This window comes from Pseudochrobactrum sp. Wa41.01b-1 (assembly GCF_019464455.1).
Lineage (GTDB): Bacteria > Pseudomonadota > Alphaproteobacteria > Rhizobiales > Rhizobiaceae > Pseudochrobactrum > Pseudochrobactrum saccharolyticum.
This window is the reverse complement of the sequence record NZ_CP080493.1, coordinates 185,592-204,302: the sequence shown is the minus strand read 5'-3', so window position 1 is coordinate 204,302 and position 18,711 is coordinate 185,592. Positions and strand designations below refer to the sequence as shown.

Here is an 18,711-nt window from a genome sequence, read left to right as displayed (position 1 = left end):
TATACGTCCAAAACAGCCTATTTCACGCAGGAATCTTGCATTGAGCGGCGTTAAACACCGGTTCTGCGCTTTGATTTTTGCATCAAGTCTTGCACGTTGTGCTGCCTATGCTACATGAACAGCACAAGAAATCGAGAGGCGGCCAGTTACATTCTTTAGCCGATATATTCGAATATAAGCGTAAGATCCTGTAACTTTGCCGCAGATACGGAGCGACCGATGTCATCACCCGTTATTACCCGCTTTGCGCCTTCCCCGACCGGCTATCTGCATATCGGCGGCGCTCGTACAGCGTTGTTTAACTGGCTTTATTCCAAACATACCGGCGGCAAGATGCTGCTGCGCATTGAGGATACCGACCGCGAGCGTTCCACCGAGGCCGCAACGGCAGCTATTCTTGAAGGTCTGACATGGCTCGGCCTGACATGGGACGGCGATGCCATCTCCCAGTGGGAACGCGCACCGCGCCACCGCGAAGTTGCTGAAGAACTGGTGAAAGCCGGTAAAGCCTATTATTGCTATGCCTCACCGGAAGAACTGGACGCAATGCGTGAACTGGCGCGTGCTGAAGGCCGCCCGCCGCGCTATGATGGCCGCTGGCGTGACCGTGATCCGTCGGAAGCACCGGCAGGTGTGAAGCCGGTTATCCGCATTAAAGCGCCGCGCGAAGGCGAAACCGTTGTGCTGGACGATGTGCAGGGCGAAGTGCGCTTCCCGAACAAGGATCTGGATGATTTCATCATTCTGCGTTCCGATGGAGCGCCAACCTATATGCATGCGGTTGTGGTCGACGATCATGATATGGGCGTTACCCATATTATCCGTGGTGACGACCATCTGACCAATGCTGCCCGTCAGACCGTTATTTATCAGGCAATGGGCTGGGATGTGCCTAAAATGTCCCATATCCCGCTGATCCATGGCGCGGATGGTGCCAAGCTCTCCAAGCGTCACGGTGCGCTCGGCGTTGAGGCCTATCGTGCAATGGGCTATCTGCCTGAAGCACTGTGCAACTATCTGGTTCGCCTCGGCTGGAGCCATGGTGATGATGAAATCATGACCATTGAGCAGATGATTGAATGGTTTGATACCAAAGACATCAACAAAGGCGCATCGCGTTTTGACTTCCAGAAACTGGAAGCCATTAACGGTCATCATATCCGTGCCAGCGATTCAGAAACGCTTACCAAAGCGCTGATCGATGTTCTGCCTTATATTGAAGGCGGCGCAGAATTGCAGGCTCTGCTGACCGATGAGCGCCGTGCGCAGCTTGTTGCAGCAATGCCGGGTCTGAAAGACCGCGCGAAAACGCTGGTGGAACTGGCAGACGGTGCAAAATTCCTGTTCGTCTCCCGCCCGTTGCCACTGGATGAAAAAGCCGCAAGCCTGCTCAATGATGAAGGCCGTGCGATCCTCAAAGATGTATTGCCAAAGCTGGAAGCTGCCGAGTGGAATGCTGATGCGCTGGATGCTGTTGTCCGCGCCCATGCGGAATCAACCGGCCTGAAGCTTGGCAAAATTGCCCAGCCTCTGCGTGCGGCCCTCACCGGCCGCGCCACTTCACCGGGCGTTTTTGACGTTCTGGTGGTTCTGGGTCGCGAAGAAGCGCTCGGACGTATTCAGGATCAGGCCGTATAAAGCCTGTCAGAAGCCGTGTTCTTTCAACAGAATACGGCTTCAAACACGTCCTGAACACAGGAGTGTGATTTTCAAAAACCGGCCTCTGTCGTAAGAATGGCTAATTGACAGAAATTTGTTCAGAAAAACGCAAATTTCCACATTGCAACCTCCAACATTTACGATAGTTTGAGCCATAAATTTTGCAGGCCGTCATTCACAAATATCATGAATTTTGAGTGACAGCGGCTTAAGGATATTTTTCAAACTGGCAGCGCCGGTAAAAATACCCTAACTGTATGTTTCTATGCATAAGACTAAACCGAAACACCCGTTTTCGGCATTATGCTCCAAATTTACTGCTATCCACGAGCAGTGAGCGCGATGATGAAAGGAACCAGTATGTCTAATACGACAGCGACAATCACGCTAAATGGCAATTCGACCGAATTGCCGGTCCGCAAAGGTACAATCGGACCAGATGTCGTCGAAATCGGCCCGCTTTACAAGAATACAAATTCCTTCACATACGATCCTGGTTTCACTTCAACCGCTTCCTGCGAATCCAAAATCACTTATATTGACGGTGACGAAGGCGTTCTCCTGCATCGCGGCTATCCGATCGAACAGCTCGCCGAACAGGGCGATTTCCTTGAAACCTGCTACCTGCTTCTCTACGGCGAACTGCCAACCAAGACCCAGAAAGCAGACTTTGACTACCGCGTGACCCGCCACACTATGGTGCATGAGCAGATGTCGCGCTTCTTTACCGGCTTCCGCCGCGATGCGCATCCGATGGCCATAATGGTTGGCTGCGTTGGCGCCATGTCCGCCTTCTACCACGACTCAACCGACATTACTGATCCGCATCAGCGTATGGTTGCTTCGATCCGCCTTCTGGCGAAAATGCCGACACTGGCTGCAATGGCCTATAAATATCATGTCGGTCAGCCTTTCGTTTATCCGAAGAATGATCTTGATCTGGCTTCCAACTTCCTGCGCATGTGCTTTGCCGTGCCTTGTGAAGAATATAAGGTCAATCCGGTTCTGGCACGCGCCATGGATCGTATCTTCATCCTTCATGCGGACCACGAGCAGAACGCTTCGACTTCGACCGTTCGTCTTGCCGGTTCTTCGGGCGCGAACCCGTTTGCCTGTATCGCTGCCGGTATTGCCTGTCTCTGGGGTCCTGCTCACGGCGGTGCCAACGAAGCTGCATTGAACATGCTGGCTGAAATCGGCTCGGTTGACCGTATTCCTGAATATATCGCCAAGGCAAAAGACAAGAACGATCCGTTCCGTCTGATGGGCTTCGGTCACCGCGTTTACAAAAACTACGATCCGCGCGCCCGCATCATGCAGAAAACCACGCATGAAGTTCTCGGCGAACTCGGCATCAAAGATGATCCGTTGCTCGATGTTGCGATGGAACTGGAAAATATTGCACTGACCGATGAATATTTCATCGAGAAGAAGCTCTATCCGAATATCGATTTCTATTCCGGTATCACGCTGAAGGCTCTCGGCTTCCCGACAGAAATGTTCACTGTTCTGTTCGCCGTTGCCCGTACCATCGGTTGGGTTGCTCAGTGGAAAGAAATGGTCGAAGATCCAGCTCAGAAAATCGGCCGTCCGCGTCAGCTTTACACAGGCTACGCACAGCGCGATTTCGTACCGCTGGCAAAACGCAAATAATCTGTGCCGGATATCTGAGAGCGCTATCTCAGATCAATATTCGGTTCTTACGAATAAAAAAGGCTCCTTCGGGAGCCTTTTTTATTGTTCCACAATATTCAAATCTCACAAAGCGCGTTTTATAAACTAAATTCCACCACAGATTTTCTCTAATATATTACCCGATATTAATTCCGCCCTATTCCCCTATAATTGCACTGACATAAGTCGGCAGGGAGCAAGTGCTATGTCTAAGTCATTTTTTAAATCCGGTATCGCATCCTCTGAAATCACCAGTCAGTCATTTTATTTGCGGCGACGGGAATTTATCAAGACAGGCATTGCTGCCGGCATTGGTTTGTCTCTCGGTGGCCTGCTACCGGATATTGCCTCAGCCAAAGATAGTGCTGACGGCTTTAAAACCGATGAGACGCTGACACCAAAAGACTCAGTGCTGACCTATAATAATTTCTACGAATTCGGCACAGGCAAATCCGATCCGTCCAGCTATTCCGGCAATTTCAAGCCACGCCCGTGGACAATCGAAGTCGGCGGCATGGTAGCAAAGCCTGCGACTTTCGACATTGATGACCTGATTAAAACGATGAGTATTGAAGAGCGCATCTACCGGATGCGCTGCGTTGAAGCATGGTCGATGGTTATTCCCTGGCAGGGCTTTCAGCTGTCAGAATTGCTGAAGCGTGTTGAACCGCTGGGGTCTGCCAAATATGTTGCCTTTGAAACAGCCCTGCGGCCAAAAGAAATGCCGGGTGTCGGCGGTACATTTGCGGTACTTGACTGGCCTTATCGTGAAGGACTGCGCCTTGACGAGGCGATGAACCCGCTCACATTGCTGGCAACCGGCCTCTATGGTGAGAACCTCGCCAATCAAAACGGCGCACCGGTGCGCCTTGTTGTGCCGTGGAAATATGGTTTTAAAGGCATCAAATCCATTGTCAAAATCACGCTGACAGATAAAGAGCCGGTTACTGCATGGAAAATGCAGAACGCTTCGGAATATGGTTTCTATGCCAATGTTAATCCCGCGGTAGATCACCCGCGCTGGAGCCAGAAGACTGAGACACGGATTGGCAGCGGCAGCTTCTTCTCGCCTGACAGACGCGATACGCTGCCATTTAACGGCTATGGCGAGCATGTTGCCCAACTCTATAGCGGCATGGATCTGACCAAGAATTATTAGAGCGGGAACCGGCATGAAACCAGATATCGCTGCGCAAACCATCGCTATGCCCCGCACAACCGGCAAACAGACAGCTGCACGTAAACCGCCGGTCAAAATCCCCAATAATCTCTGGCTGCGCTGGGGTATTTATGTTGTCGGCCTTGCACCGGCAGCATGGGCATTCTGGCTGGCGGCCAATAATCAATTGGGTGCTAATCCGGTCAAATCATTTGAGCATCTTCTTGGTATATGGGCATTGCGCTTTTTAATCCTGACTTTGCTCGTCACACCGCTGCGCGATTTATTCCGGCTGAATTTCCTGCCCTATCGCCGCGCTCTCGGGCTGCTGGCGTTTTATTATGTGGCCATGCATTTCGCGACTTATATCATTCTCGACCGTGGCCTGAACTGGCCGGATATCGTGAAAGATGTAACGCAACGCTGGTTTATTATTTTCGGGTTTATCGGCTTTGTCATGCTGATCCCGCTGGCAATAACTTCAAACCAATGGTCAATCCGCAAGTTGAAGAATAACTGGCAGAACCTGCACCGGCTGATTTATGTCATCGCTCTCGCCGGTAGTTTGCACTTTCTGATGTCGGTTAAAAGCTGGCCGCCTGAGCCGCTGATTTACGGCCTGATTATCATTGCACTGGTTTTGTGGCGCTTTGTACGCCAGCCCTATCTCACCTATAAAAAAAGCTGACCGGACTATAACCGGTCAGCTTTATCTTTTTAACGTAGCGGCTGATTTTACCAGCGTTTCACCATGCGTGAAGCGCATAGGAAAGCCAGCAAAGGTCCCACGCCGAAGCTCAGGAAAAGCCAGAATGCAGCACTGGATGTACCGGCAATACCACCCGGTACAGTCAAACCACCAAGGCTGGTGACCATACCGGCCATTGCCGCACCGAGACCGGCAGAGAACAGCTGCACAGTGGTAATCGCAGTTGATGCCAGATCCTTCTCATCGGCCGGTGCAACTTTCAGCACCCGTGTCAGCAGATGCGGCCATGTCATACCCACGCCACAGCCCACAGCGATGAAACCGGCGCAGAGCGGCAGCAATTCCAGATAGGTACCATTGCTGGAAAATGGCAGCAGAAGCAGCAACAAAATCATACCGGCAAAAGAGGCCAGCGGGCCGATAATAATCACATCACGCACACGACGCGATGAAATCCCCGAGCTCATGATTGAACCAATTGTCCAACCTGCCCCCATCAGCGCAGCCAGATAACCGGCAACCAATGGCGACTGGTTATGCAGCACCTGCAGAAACAGCGGAATGAACACTTCCACGGATGTAACTGTCAGCGCCAGCAAAGACATGGTTACGATCACAGGCCCAAGCGGCTGGCTGAAACTGAAAGAACCACGCGGCAACAGACGATTTTTACTGGTGGCTTCCAGACGGATCATCAGACCGATCAACAGGATCGCCGTGCTGATACCAACCACATTCCAGATCACTTCAGAACTGACACTGCCAAGCGATACCGCAAAAACTGCAAGTGTCAGCAGGCTGAGCTGTACAAAAGGCAGACGATTTGTGTCTTCCTCTTCATGGCGTACATCCGGCAACACAAACAGCGCCATAACCGCGAAAAGCAGCGCCGCAGGGACAACCGACCAGAAGGCAGCACGCCACTCGCCAAGCTCGGCAAAAATACCGCCAACAGCAGGGCCTACCAGTGTGGCAACGCCCCACATACCGGAGATCAGCGCCATAGCGCGCGGCCACAGTGCTTCGGGAAAGACGATACGGATCATGGCATAGGACAAAGCCAGCATGAAACCGCCGCCGAAGCCCTGAATGAAACGACCGATCAGCAGAACCTGCATTGTCGGCGAAACAGCGCAAATCAGGGTGCCGAGAGCGAAAACACTGGCCGAAATGGCATAGGCTTTGCGCGGGCCGGTTTTGCGCAGCAATTTCACAGCCAGCGTTGAGCCGATAATGGATGCAACGACGAAAAGAGTGGTGTTCCACGCATAATAATCCAGCCCGCCAATATCCGAAACAACGGACGGCAGAATGGTTGTAGCAATGTAAACATTAACAGCATGAAGCGCGACGCCACCTGCGAGCGCCATGGAACGAATGGCATTTCTGCCAGTCAACAAATCTCCCCAGCCAACTTTGTGGTAACTGGTGAGTGATGCCGGGTCAGACATTTCAATCTCCGGACAGCTATCAAAAACCATGAGTTCCGGCGGGAATGCGCCTGTGTTTCTCATCAATTTTAACCGGAACATACCGGTCGGGTTGCAAATCCCTGAGGAAGCCGCTAATTAAGCAAGTACGGACTTGGAATATTCAGCAGGAGATCAAATGTCAAGTTCTGACATTATCACTTCAGATGAAATGAATAGCGCTGCACAACAAAGCACCGCTGATCGCCTGCTGTTTATTCTTAAAACCCGTGGCCCGCAAACAATATCGGCACTTGCACGACTCGCAGGCACGGGTGCGGAAAATATACGCCAGCAATTACAAAAATCTGTGACAGAAGGCCTGATTGAGCCCTATGCCACAGAAAAAAAACCAAAAGCCGGACGTCCGGTGCAGTTCTGGCATCTGACAGAGAAAGGCAATAGCCGCTTTCCTGACAGTCATGCGGAGCTGACCGTTAGTTTATTGCGTCATATGAGCAGTCTGGGTGAAGACCTGACTGAGCGCGTGATCAGCCTGCGCGAACAGGAAATACTCAAAAACTACCGCACAGCCATGCGGGAAATGACAGCGCTGGAACAACGCATTGATTGCCTTGCAGAATTGCGCAGTCAGGAAGGCTATATGTCGGAATGGACAAAGCAGCCGGACGGTTCATGGCTGCTGATTGAAAACCACTGCCCTATCTGCGCTGCGGCTACGGCCTGCCGCGGCTTTTGCCGCTCCGAACTCAATATTTTTCAGGCCATTCTCGGTGACAATTGCACGATCGAGCGCTGCGAGCATATTCTGCTAGGCGCACGCCGCTGTACCTATCGTATAACTCAAGCCGGATAAACAAAGGCGATCCGGCTAAATGCCGAACCGCCTTTATCATCCTTATAAACTTCTGCTATTGCGGCGCAGTCAGCTCAGGAAATTTGACGCCGAGCTGATCCAGATAAGTCGGGTATTTCTCTGCATCGTAATAGAGCTTCTGCATTTCAGGACGGAACTGCTGCATAATCTCCGTATTCAGCTGAATTTGCGGCTTGTCATCCGCACCAAGCATCGGCAGATATTTCTGATCCTTCTGCTGCACATTGGTAAAATAATCCTGTGCCGCAGATACCAGTTCCGGCTTAGTCAGAAGATCAACGCCCGTCATGGCAATCACTTTTGATCCGGCGACAACGCCTTTATGAGCGATTGGTGTCGCCATCGACATGGCATTCGACCAGTGATGCCCCGGAAGGTTCGGAATATTCGACGGATAGTTCAGCGTGATTGTCGGCACAATCCATGACACATCACCGATATCATCCGAGCCGCCGCTTTCCGGTTTTTCCGGTGGCGGAGCCAGTTTCTTCAACTCTGTCGCCAGCCCGTCTTCTTTGCCTTTCACAGCCTTCTGCACAGCTTTTGCAAAGCTGTTTTCGTCGTCAGTCCATTTCGGCAGGCCAACCTCGAGAATATTGGCATAGGCTGCCTCCGCCATAGGCTTGTTGAAATGACGCGGTGCTGCTGTGCCGATAATCTGTCGTTCGACTGCCGTGTCAGACATTTTTGCCGCTGCTTCAGACATTGTATTCGCTACAGCGAAATTCTTGGCGATATTCTCAAAATCCGTTTCGCGGATAAAATACCACACGCTGGCAACAGACGGCACCACATTCGGCTGATCGCCACCGTCAGGGATCACATAATGCGAGCGCTGTTCAGGCCGCAAATGCTCCCGCTTCATATTCCAGCCGATATTCATCAGCTCCACGCCGTCAAGCGCGCTGCGTCCGCGCCACGGCGCACCGGCAGAGTGAGCAGACTCACCGGCAAATGTATATTTGACCGAGACCATGCCCGTGCCATTGGCTGCGCCCCATGAGGTTTGCAGATTATTGCCGACATGGGTGAACATCACCACATCCGCATCTTTGAACACGCCGTCACGTACCATATAGGCCTTGCCGCCCAGCAACTCCTCTGCCACCCCCGGCCAGAGCACCAGCGTGCCGGAGAGCTTTTCCTTCTCCATCAGGTCTTTCATCGCCAAGGCTGCAACCACATTCACAGCCTGACCGGAGTTATGCCCTTCCCCGTGACCGGGTGCGCCCTCAATCATTGGCTTGCGATAGGCAACACCGGGCATCTGAGACGTTTTTGGCAGACCATCAATATCACTGCCCAGTGCAATCACAGGCTTACCGGAACCCCAGCGCGCCACCCAACCGGTCGGCAGACCGGCAACACCGCGCTCAATAGTAAAGCCGTTTTTCTCAAGAATATCCGTTATGTATTTTGAGGTTTCAACTTCCTGAAAGGCCAGCTCACCAAAGCTGAAAATTGAATCCGTCATCTCCTGCGCAAGCTTGGCGCGGCTCTCCACACCCGCTGTTACTTGCTGCTTATAGGCTTTGACATCCTGTTCTGATTTTTGTGCTGCGGCCTGACTGAGCAAAGAGGCCGACATCATAAGGCTGAGTGCAATTTTAGACGAGAGAGTACAAGACATGTATAACTCCGTTACTGAATTTGCCTGAGATTCTATGATAGTTACCTGCGGACAATTCATCATAAAAACGCCATACACAACCCTTAAAATAACAATTACAAGCTTTTGATTTTACTGTATTTATTGTCATTTTAACAATTACTGAATATCGAGTTTCATTTCCCAAAACCAGCCTTTCAGTTACACGCAGTCCTTTTCATTACCCCGAGAAATGAAAGCAGCTACTCACCGGACAACAATCCGGACTGTCCGGAAAACTATTCTCCGTTACCGGCAGGATTTAGCTTTTTGTTATTGCGGGTTTCGCAACTTTCGCCGTTTCAGCCTTTCAAGCAATTTCTATACTGACCCATAATTTGCCGCATCCATAAGCACCCTCATCCAGAGGGAAAAGGCAAAGGGGAACCCAGTATGAAAAAGCTCAATCACCTGTCCAAACTCAGCCTTCTGACACTTGCCCTCCTGTCGTCTTCTGCCGCCTATGCTGAAAGTTTGCAGCTTAACGGCACACAGCTCACCACTGCGCAGGTGGCAGAGTTCGCAGCGAACAAAAATGAAAAAGTCGAAATCGCACCGGAAGCGGCACAAAAAGTCAGCCATAGTTTTGAACTGGTGATGGAAGCCGCCTTGCAGGGCACCGCCGTTTACGGGCTGAATGTCGGCGTGGGCTGGAACAAGGACAAACCGGTTTTCAAAGAGGTTAAAGGCCGCCGCACTCTGGATGAAGAATTGCTGGCACTTTCCCGCCGCTTCAACACCAGTTCACTTCATGCCCATGGCGGCGGTATTGGCGAGGCCATGCCTGCGCAGGCAGTACGCGCCGGTATGCTGATCCGCCTCAATGAAATGCTCGGCGGTGAAACCGGCACGCAGCTGAGTGTGGTGGAAGCCTATCGCGACTTCCTCAATCACGACATCATCCCCGTTGTGCCGGAAAAAGGCTCTGTCGGTGAGGCTGATATTACACTCGCTTCCCATATTGGTCTGGCAATGATCGGCGAATGGTTTGTGGATTATCAGGGCAAGCGTATGCCTGCGGCAGAAGCCCTGAAACTGGCAGGATTAAAGCCAATTGAACCGGTCGGCAAAGACTTCCTTTCCATTCTCAGCACCAATGCACTGACTGCCGGTCAGGCAGCGCTGCTGGCAGAAGAAACACGCCAGTATCTGGAAGCCGCCACAGCCGTTTTCGCCCTGTCGCTAGAAGGCTATAACGGTAATGTCGCGCCCTTCTTGTCTGAGACAACCGGATTGCGCCCGTTTCCGGGCATGGTGAAGGCGGCAACAGATATTCGTGCAGCGCTGGATGGCTCCTATCTCTGGCGGCAGTCTGATGGACGCGCTTTGCAGGATCCGCTCTCCTACCGCACGATGGCCTATGCGCTTGGCAATGCATGGGAAGCGCAGACCGCACTCGAAGAAGCTCTGCATATCCATATCAATGCCAGTGATGACAATCCGGCTGCTGTGACTTCCGACAAGCCTGCGGAAAAAGCGGCTGAAAGCCATAACCAGCTGCATAAATATCAGGTCGCAGGCGATGTGCATGGCGCGATTTATCCGACCGCCAATTTCGATATGCTGCCGGTTGCCACCCGTGTAGAAAATCTGAATGTCGCCCTCACCCGTTTGGCACAGAATATTGTGATGCAGACCATCCGCACGGAAAATCCGGATTTCACCAAGCTGCCGCGCTTCCTTGCCGGCCCTGAGAATGAAGGCCATGCTTTCGGTGCCATGCAGAAGCCGCTTGTTGCGCTCTATGCGGAAAATCGTCAGTTGGCCATGCCAGTCTCGCTCGACACTTTCGCCATGGCGGGCAATATTGAAGATACCGGCAATAATGCCCCGCTGGCTGTGAACAATCTTCAGCGTATTCTCGGCAATATGTACAGCCTGTCATCCATTCAGCTGCTGCATTCGGCACAAGCAGTTGATCTGCGTGGCAAAGTTGCGCTCGGCAAAACCTCCGCAAAACTGCTGGAAACCTATCGTGCACAGGTCAAATTCGTCGATCAGGATCGCATTTACACGCCTGATTTTGCCGCCGGTGTGCAGGTGCTCCACGCTTTCACACAGCCAGCCACCAAGTAATTTTAAAATCGCATAACTGCCTGCATTGCAAAGTGATGCAGGCAGCCAGAATGAGGAAATGCCGCAATGCAGGATAAAGTCTTCAAAGGTAAAGTGGTTCTGCCCGATCAGGTCATTGACAATGGCTGGGTGCTGGTCAGCGACGGCCGTGTTGTCCAGACAGGTCAGGGTGCTGCCCCTGCAGGCGAAAGCCACGGCGGAGCGGATTATCTGGTGCTGCCGGGTGCTATTGACGGTCAGGTACATAGCCGCAGCCAGAAAAATCAGGAAGAGTTTATCTGGTCGACCCGCTCGGCCGCTGCAGGTGGTGTGACGACGATTGTCGATATGCCTTATGACGACGGCGACCTGATCGCCACGCCGGAGCGCTTCACCCGCAAGGTGGAAACCGCAGGTCAAGAAGCGCGCGTGGATTTCGCGCTTTATGCCACAGCGCATCCGGCAGACGGCACCAAACATATTGACGGTCTGGTGGAAGCCGGAGCGGCCGGTTTCAAATTCTCGACCTTCGGCACGCATCCGGAGCGCTTTCCGCGCATCACCCCGCAGATGCTTTATGAGTGCTTCTCGGCCATTGCCCGTCATGGTCTGATTGCCGGTATTCATAATGAAAATGATGAAATGGTGCGCTATTACATCGATCAGGTCGAGAAAAGCGGCCGCACCGATTATCTGACCCACAGCATGAGCCGCCCGCCGGTAACCGAAACACTGGCTATGGCAGAAGTCTACGAAATCGGCGCCATGAGCGGTTGTGCCACCCATGTGGTGCATTGTTCTGTTGGCCGTGGTTATGAACTGGCTGCGGGCTATCGCGCACAGGGCTATGCGGCAACGGTTGAAGCCTGCATCCACTATCTGACCCTCTGTGAAGAAGATGATGTCAGCCGCCTGATCGGCCGCGCCAAGATCAACCCGCCAGTACGCAACCGCGCCGAGCGTGAAGCCATCTGGCAGCAACTGGCCGCCGGTAATGTGACCATTGTTTCCACCGATCATGTGAGCTGGTCGCTTGATCGCAAAAACGATGAAAACATGCTGAAAAACGCATCCGGTGTTCCGGGGCTGGAAGCGCTCTATGCCCTGCTGCTCAAAGGTCTGGATGAGCGCGGGCTTTCTCTCAGCCATGCCGCCCGCCTGCTGGCGCATAATCCGGCGAACCTGTTCCGTCTCAGTCAGACCAAGGGTGCGCTCGGTGCCGGTCTTGATGCCGATATCGTGCTGGCACGCCGCGATCCTTACACTTACAAAGCGGCAGAAAGCGGCAATAATATTGTCGGCTGGAGCCCTTATGACGGCATCAAACTGCCATTCCGCATCACCCATACATTTGTGCGCGGTGAATGTGCCATGGCTGAAGGCGTGGTCACAGCGGAACCGGGTTCAGGTCGTTTTGTCCACCCAGCCCTTCGTAAAGGAGCCGCGTAATGGCGGCTTCCAACACGCTCGTCGATGGTGACCGGCTCTGGCAGGACATTATGGCGCTGGCCGATATTACCGAGCCGGGCAAGCCTTACACACGCCGTTCCTTTACGACGCGTTTTCTGGCTGGCCGCGCCTATCTGATCGAGCAGTTCAAAGCCGCTGGTCTTGAGGTGCGCATTGATACCGCAGGCAATCTGATCGGTCGCCGTACCGGTGCCAAGCCGCATGCCAAAACCATTATGATGGGTTCGCACAGCGATACTGTGCCATCCGGCGGACGCTTTGACGGTATTGCCGGTGTGGTGGCGGCACTCGAAGTTGCCCGCGCCCTGCGCGATGCCGGTATTGAATTGCAGCACAATCTGGAAGTGGTGGATTTTCTCGCTGAAGAACCGAGTGAATACGGCCTCTCCTGTGTCGGCAGCCGTGGTATGAGCGGTCAGCTGACCAATGCTATGCTCGACTTTACCGGCCCGCAGGATGAGCGCTTAGGCGATGCGCTGATCCGTGTCGGTGGCAATCCGGCTAAGCTCACCGAGGCTATACGCAAGGATGATATTGCCGCCTATCTGGAGCTGCATATTGAGCAAGGCCCCGTGCTGGAACAGAGCAAAACGGATTTGGGTCTGGTGACCGGTATTGTCGGCATCACCCGTCTGGAAATCGCTTTTCAGGGTGCCGCTGACCATGCGGGCACCACGCCTATGCATATGCGCCGCGATGCGCTTTATGCGGCGGCACAAGCTGTCACTGCAATCCGTGAACAGGCCGAAGCTTTGGCATCTGAGCCGGATGGCTATTTTGTTGCCACTGTCGGCATTCTCACCCTTGAGCCGGGCGGTGCCAATGTGGTGCCGGAACAGGCCAAGGTGATTGTCGACATCCGCACCGGCAAACGCGAGAAAACCCTGCGCTTTCTGGAAGGTATTGATGCGGCAACGCAAGATGCTGCCGAAAAGGCCAGAGTGGAGCGCAGCAGTTTCAAGACCCTTTCCGACACCATGCCGATGGATTGTGACTTAGGCCTGCTGGATGATCTGGCAAAAAGCGCTGATGCGCTCGGCCATAGCCATCTGCAACTCGCCAGCGGTGCGGGACATGATGCGGCCTTTATCGGCCAGCTGGCACCGGCGGCCATGGTCTTTGTGCCATGCCTTGGCGGACGCAGCCACACACCGGAAGAATGGGCAGAAAAACACGACATTGCAGCAGGTGCTGCAGCAATGTTTGCGGCAGTGCGCCGCTTTGACGAGCGCACTCCGGTTACCAATCAAACGCATAACAGCATTTAAGAGGAGGCCATTATGGGGCGTATTTTAACATTGGATGACGTGGAATCCGCAATTGCAGGCGGCTCGGTCTTTGCAGCCGGTGGCGGCGGCTGGGTCGAGCACGGCCGTATGCTGGGCACTACTGCGGTCACCATTGGCCGACCTGAACTGGTGGATATGGAAGAAGTATCCGATGACGCATGGATCGCCACAGCCGCTGCTATCGGCGCACCGGCCAGCACCACCCAGTGGGAAATGCTCGGCATCGACTATGTGAAAGCCGTTGAACTGCTGCAATATGAGCTGGGCGATGAAGTCTATGGCCTGATGATCGGCCAGAATGGCATGTCCAGCACCATGAATGCCTGGCTGCCTTCCGCTGTTCTCGGCACCAAAGTGATTGATGCTGTGGGCGATATCCGTGCGCATCCGACCGGCGACATGGGCTCCATCGGCATGGCCAACAGCCCTGAGCAGATGATCCAGACAGCCGTTGGCGGTCACCGTGATTCCAACTCCTATATCGAACTGGTCACACGCGGCGCGACAGCCAAAATCTCGCCGATCCTGCGCAAAGCCTCTGATATGTCCGGTGGTTTCATCGCCAGCTGCCGCAATCCGCTGCGTGCTTCCTATGTGCGCAAGAATGCAGCGCTCGGCGGTATCTCCCGTGCTCTGACCCTTGGCGAAGCCATCCGCGCAGCCCAGAGCAAAGGCGCAACTGCGGTGATTGATGCAATCTGCAAAACCACCAATGGCAGCATTCTCGCGCAGGGCAAAGTCACCGCCAAGAATGTGCATTACACGCAGGAAGCTTTCGACATCGGCACTATCACCGTGCGTAACGGCAACCGCGATGTGATCCTGCATGTGATGAACGAATATATGGCCGTGGATGATGGTGACGGTCAGCGTCTTGCCACCTTCCCTGATGTGATTACTACGCTCGATACCAATGGCAGCCCTGTCAGTGTCGGCAATGTCCATGAGGGCATGGAAATTCTGGTGTTCCACATCAACAAGACAGAAATCCCGCTCAGCGCCTCGGTCAAAGATCCGAGCGTTTATCCGATCGTCGAAAAAGCACTCGGCATTTCCCTTGCCGATTACGCACTGGCCTGAGCAATCAATACTGAAAGAAATACGATGTCCAAGAAACAATTTAACGTCACATCCGGCACCGAACTGCGCTGTAAGAACTGGCGCGCTGAAGGCCTGCTGCGTTTGATGGAAAACGTGCTGGCCGTGGGTGAAGACCCTGACAATCTGGTGGTCTATGCCGCACTCGGTAAAGCCGCACGCGACTGGCCGTCCCATGACAAGATCGTTGAAAGCCTGCACAAAATTGAAGAAGACGAAACGCTCGTCGTACAATCCGGCAAGCCGATCGGCATTCTGAAAACCCATAAACAGGCACCGGTCGTGATTATGGCCAACTGTAATATGGTTGGTCAGTGGGCGAAGGCTGAAAATTTCTACGAATGGGAAAAGCAAAACCTGATCTGCTGGGGCGGTCTCACTGCCGGTGACTGGCAGTATATCGGCTCGCAGGGGGTTATTCAGGGCACCTATGAAATCTTCATGCGTATTGCCGAGCAGAGCTTCAACAATGATCTGGCCGGACGTCTGATCCTCACCGCCGGTCTAGGCGGCATGGGCGGCGCGCAGCCACTGGCAGGTCGTATGGCCGGTGCGGTTACGCTCTGCGTTGAAATCGATCAGGAACGCATTCAGAAGCGCAAGGATATCGGTTTCCTTGACGTGATTGCCAAAGATCTGGACGATGCGCTGGCGCAGGTCAAAACAGCAATGGCCGAGAAACGCGCTGTTTCCATCGGCGTTCACGGCAATGCCGCGGATCTTTATGAGCAAATTCTGGCACGCAATATCATTCCTGATATCGTGACTGACCAGACTTCCGCCCATGATCTGGTTTACGGTTATGTACCGGCAACCCGTTCACTGGATGAAGCCCGCGCGATGCGTAAGAGCGATCCGCAGACACTGATGAATGAAAGCCGCGCTTCCATCGTTCGTCACGTCACGGCAATGCTTGGCTTCCAGAAAGCAGGTTCGGTCGTCTTTGACAATGGCAACCTGATCCGCACCCATGCCAAAGACGGCGGCGTAGCGGATGCGTTCAATATTCCGGTCTTCACCGAAGCCTTCCTGCGTCCGCTGTTCTGCCGCGCAATTGGCCCGTTCCGCTGGATTGCTCTGTCGAATAATCAGGAAGATATCCGCATTATCGACAATTATATCCTCAAGGCTTTTGCCGGTAATCACATTGTCACCAACTGGATTCATCTCGCCGGTAAGAATGTGCCGTTTGAAGGCCTGCCGGCGCGTATCGCATGGCTTGGTCATGGCGAACGCACCCAGCTGGCACTCGCTGTGAACAGCATGGTACGTGACGGTACATTGTCCGGTCCTGTTGCCTTTACCCGCGATCACCTTGATGCTGGTGCGATGGCGCATCCGAATATCATGACGGAAAATATGCGCGACGGTTCTGACGCAATTGCCGACTGGCCGCTGATCAATGGTCTGGCTATGTGCTCCTCGCAGGCTGATCTGGTCGCGATCCATTCCGGCGGCGGTGGCTATTCCGGCTATATGACCAGCGCCGGTGTGACTGTGGTGGCCGATGGTACCGATGATGCAGATACCCGCATTGAACTGTCGCTGACCAATGACACATCGCTCGGCGTAATGCGTTATGCAGATGCCGGTTATGAAGAAGCGCTGGATGAAGCGGAAAAGAAAAACATCCGCCACTTCAATCTGGCCTAAAAACTAAATGCCCCCGTGAAGAAAACAGGCGGAACTCTGGTTTCGCCTGTTTTCATTTCTAATCGCACTATGGAGTGAGTGCCTCGCGCAATTCGCGCACCAGCTCTCTTTCGGCAACCGTCAGGGTGCGGGCATTGGAATAGATCACAAACAATCTGCGCAGAATATGCGGCTTCAGTTCAAGGCTTACCAGAGTGCCCTGCTCCAGATCGCGGCGCACGGCTGAGACCGGCAGCAAGGTGGCAAGCTTTTCGCGCCGGATCATCGCGATCATCATCGGTAATGAGTTGATTTCAATTACCGGTTCAACGGACAAGTTGTGCTCGCTCAACTGTGCATCCAGCAATTGCCGGATGCCGAAGGTCATGGTCGGCAGAACCAGCGGCACATGACGAAGTGCCTCCAGATCAATCGCTGCATCCTGAGAGAGTTCTGCCGCCAGATCAGGATGACAGATCAGCGATAGCGGTTCCTCAACATTGAGGCTGAAACGCGCCATATGCGGCATATCGGTTTCCAGCACGGCAAGGCTGATCACACCCGCCTGCACCCAATCCTGCAAGACACTGGTCGGCGCTTCCAGAATTTGCAGATCAATCTGCGGATGGTTCTTTCGCCAGCGCAGCACGGCATCGGTCATCCCTGCCAGTAAAGTACTCTCCTGACTGACGGATGGCAGAACACCAATCCGCAACCGCGAACGATTACGCCCCAATGATCCCGCACTATGCACGGCCATGGATTGCAAACGCGCGTCGATCAGATCACTGCCGATACGAAAAACCCGTCCGGCATCTGTCGGCACAAGACCATCGCGACGGCGTTCAAATAATTGTTTGCCGATCACCTGCTCCATCTTGCGCAGCTGGCCGGTAATCGCCGGTTGGGCAACTTTGGCCATACGAGCAGCGGCCGTGAGATTGCGGTTGTTGTCAATGAGCCGGAAATAGCTGAATTGCCGTCTGGTGAGCTGCGGTTGGTATAGCGGCGACGTCTCACCTGATATCAAAGCCGCACGAATACGGCGCACAGTCTCTTCCGCCACCGGATGCGGATCGGCAATATGCACCCGCACCTGGCTGATGAGCGGCGGATCAAGCGGCACCAGTTTAAGACGATGCAAACCCATACGGTTTGCCAGCGTGCTTTGCGGCACCAGAAAGGCCGTATCAGGGTTCTCCCCGCTCAGGCGTGCCAGAGTGCCCGGATGATCCTGCGTGAAACGGATATTTTTGATTGGGTGTTTGATCAAATAGGCAGAGAGATCATGCAGCAGCGGTTCCGGCAGTGCAGGCACAATCACGGGACCAGCCAGCATATCCTGTAAGGCCGGTGCCTCACCAGATTGCACCGGCAGACTGCGCGCCAGCACCCACGGATCATCGTGAATGGCGACACCCTTTTTCTCATAGCTGAAAATAATCCGGCTGCTTTTCGCACTCTCTGTCAGCGGTAAAGCCGGATCACCATCCGCACTGCCCCAATGCGGCTCAATAAACACATCCGGATAGTCTTTCTGCAAACCGGCAAGTGCTGTGCTGATAGCCTTGGAGACATTGCCGAGCGAGAACATCAGCTGGACTTCCACCACCAGATGGCTGAATTCATTCTCATCGGTACATTCCCGCATCGCCGCCTGACGGGTAAAGGCTTCAGCCTGCAACAGCGGAATAGCAGCACGGTAAAGCCAGCGTCCGGCCACAGTCGGGGTAAGTCCCGCAGGCACGCGACGGAACAATTGTGCACCGACTTCCTCCTCCAGATTCTGCAATGCCACGCTGAGTGTTGATAGCGCAATATCCAGCATTTCAGCTGCCTTGCTGAAACTGGTTTGATGGCAGGCCGCCACAAAGTAAGAAAGCTGCCGCAGCTCAATCATAGGCACAGACCTTCATCAGTGATTTTTTCCAAGAATATCAAACAAATATGCCATAAATACAAAAATATTGTTCTGTCGAAATACTATTTCGTTTTTCGCTATGGAGACATT

Annotated in this window: 13 protein-coding genes; 10 read left to right on the top strand and 3 right to left on the bottom strand. The window is 53.5% G+C overall.

The genetic code is table 11. From position 1 onward, the window contains the following. Positions 1-219 precede the first annotated feature (219 nt). The 4 genes from gltX (at position 220) to msrQ (ending at position 5,180) form a co-directional block, all read left to right on the top strand. Positions 220-1,638 (top strand): glutamate--tRNA ligase, encoded by a 1,419-nt coding sequence (gene gltX / locus K1X45_RS00975; RefSeq protein WP_151159276.1) that lies wholly within the window; start codon positions 220-222, stop codon positions 1,636-1,638. 381 nt (positions 1,639-2,019) lie between these two features. Next, on the top strand, positions 2,020-3,312 hold the full coding sequence (gltA, locus tag K1X45_RS00970) for a citrate synthase (RefSeq protein ID WP_220159533.1): 1,293 nt from the start codon (positions 2,020-2,022) through the stop codon (positions 3,310-3,312). A gap of 226 nt (positions 3,313-3,538) precedes the next feature. Next, positions 3,539-4,492 carry a protein-methionine-sulfoxide reductase catalytic subunit MsrP gene (gene msrP, locus K1X45_RS00965; protein WP_220159532.1) on the top strand — a complete coding sequence of 318 codons (954 nt, stop codon included), beginning with the start codon at positions 3,539-3,541 and terminating at the stop codon, positions 4,490-4,492. A gap of 13 nt (positions 4,493-4,505) precedes the next feature. Then, a complete protein-coding gene (gene msrQ, locus K1X45_RS00960; RefSeq protein WP_255560471.1) occupies positions 4,506-5,180 on the top strand; it encodes a protein-methionine-sulfoxide reductase heme-binding subunit MsrQ in 675 nt (224 codons plus the stop codon). A gap of 47 nt (positions 5,181-5,227) precedes the next feature. Here the strand turns inward: msrQ and K1X45_RS00955 are convergent, their stop codons facing one another. After that, positions 5,228-6,652: an MFS transporter gene (locus K1X45_RS00955; protein WP_220159531.1), complete on the bottom strand. Its 1,425-nt coding sequence runs from the start codon at positions 6,650-6,652 to the stop codon at positions 5,228-5,230. Between the two features lie 157 nt (positions 6,653-6,809). On the opposite strand from K1X45_RS00955, the gene K1X45_RS00950 reads away from it, so the two are divergent. Continuing rightward, a complete protein-coding gene (locus K1X45_RS00950) occupies positions 6,810-7,487 on the top strand; it encodes a metalloregulator ArsR/SmtB family transcription factor (RefSeq protein WP_255560470.1) in 678 nt (225 codons plus the stop codon). A gap of 55 nt (positions 7,488-7,542) precedes the next feature. On the opposite strand, the gene K1X45_RS00945 is transcribed toward K1X45_RS00950, so the two are convergent. Then, complete coding sequence (locus tag K1X45_RS00945) at positions 7,543-9,138, bottom strand: amidohydrolase (RefSeq protein WP_075655470.1); 1,596 nt, start codon at positions 9,136-9,138, stop codon at positions 7,543-7,545. 411 nt (positions 9,139-9,549) lie between these two features. Between K1X45_RS00945 and hutH the strand changes: the two genes are divergently transcribed. The 5 genes from hutH to K1X45_RS00920 all read left to right on the top strand — a co-directional run bounded on the left by hutH (position 9,550) and on the right by K1X45_RS00920 (position 16,721). Continuing rightward, complete coding sequence (hutH, locus tag K1X45_RS00940; RefSeq protein WP_220159530.1) at positions 9,550-11,232, top strand: histidine ammonia-lyase; 1,683 nt, start codon at positions 9,550-9,552, stop codon at positions 11,230-11,232. Between the two features lie 66 nt (positions 11,233-11,298). After that, on the top strand, positions 11,299-12,660 hold the full coding sequence (locus K1X45_RS00935; RefSeq protein ID WP_220159529.1) for a dihydroorotase family protein: 1,362 nt from the start codon (positions 11,299-11,301) through the stop codon (positions 12,658-12,660). Continuing rightward, positions 12,660-13,949 carry a Zn-dependent hydrolase gene (locus K1X45_RS00930; RefSeq protein WP_220159528.1) on the top strand — a complete coding sequence of 430 codons (1,290 nt, stop codon included), beginning with the start codon at positions 12,660-12,662 and terminating at the stop codon, positions 13,947-13,949. Before K1X45_RS00935 ends, K1X45_RS00930 begins: the two co-directional genes overlap by 1 nt. Before the next feature lie 12 nt (positions 13,950-13,961). Continuing rightward, positions 13,962-15,050 carry a DUF917 family protein gene (locus tag K1X45_RS00925; RefSeq protein WP_220159527.1) on the top strand — a complete coding sequence of 363 codons (1,089 nt, stop codon included), beginning with the start codon at positions 13,962-13,964 and terminating at the stop codon, positions 15,048-15,050. Positions 15,051-15,074: 24 nt separating this feature from the next. Beyond that, positions 15,075-16,721, top strand: coding sequence for a urocanate hydratase (locus K1X45_RS00920; protein WP_220159526.1), 1,647 nt, complete (start codon positions 15,075-15,077; stop codon positions 16,719-16,721). 67 nt (positions 16,722-16,788) lie between these two features. On the opposite strand, the gene K1X45_RS00915 is transcribed toward K1X45_RS00920, so the two are convergent. Continuing rightward, on the bottom strand, positions 16,789-18,600 hold the full coding sequence (locus K1X45_RS00915; RefSeq protein ID WP_220159525.1) for a LysR family transcriptional regulator: 1,812 nt from the start codon (positions 18,598-18,600) through the stop codon (positions 16,789-16,791). Positions 18,601-18,711 lie beyond the last annotated feature (111 nt).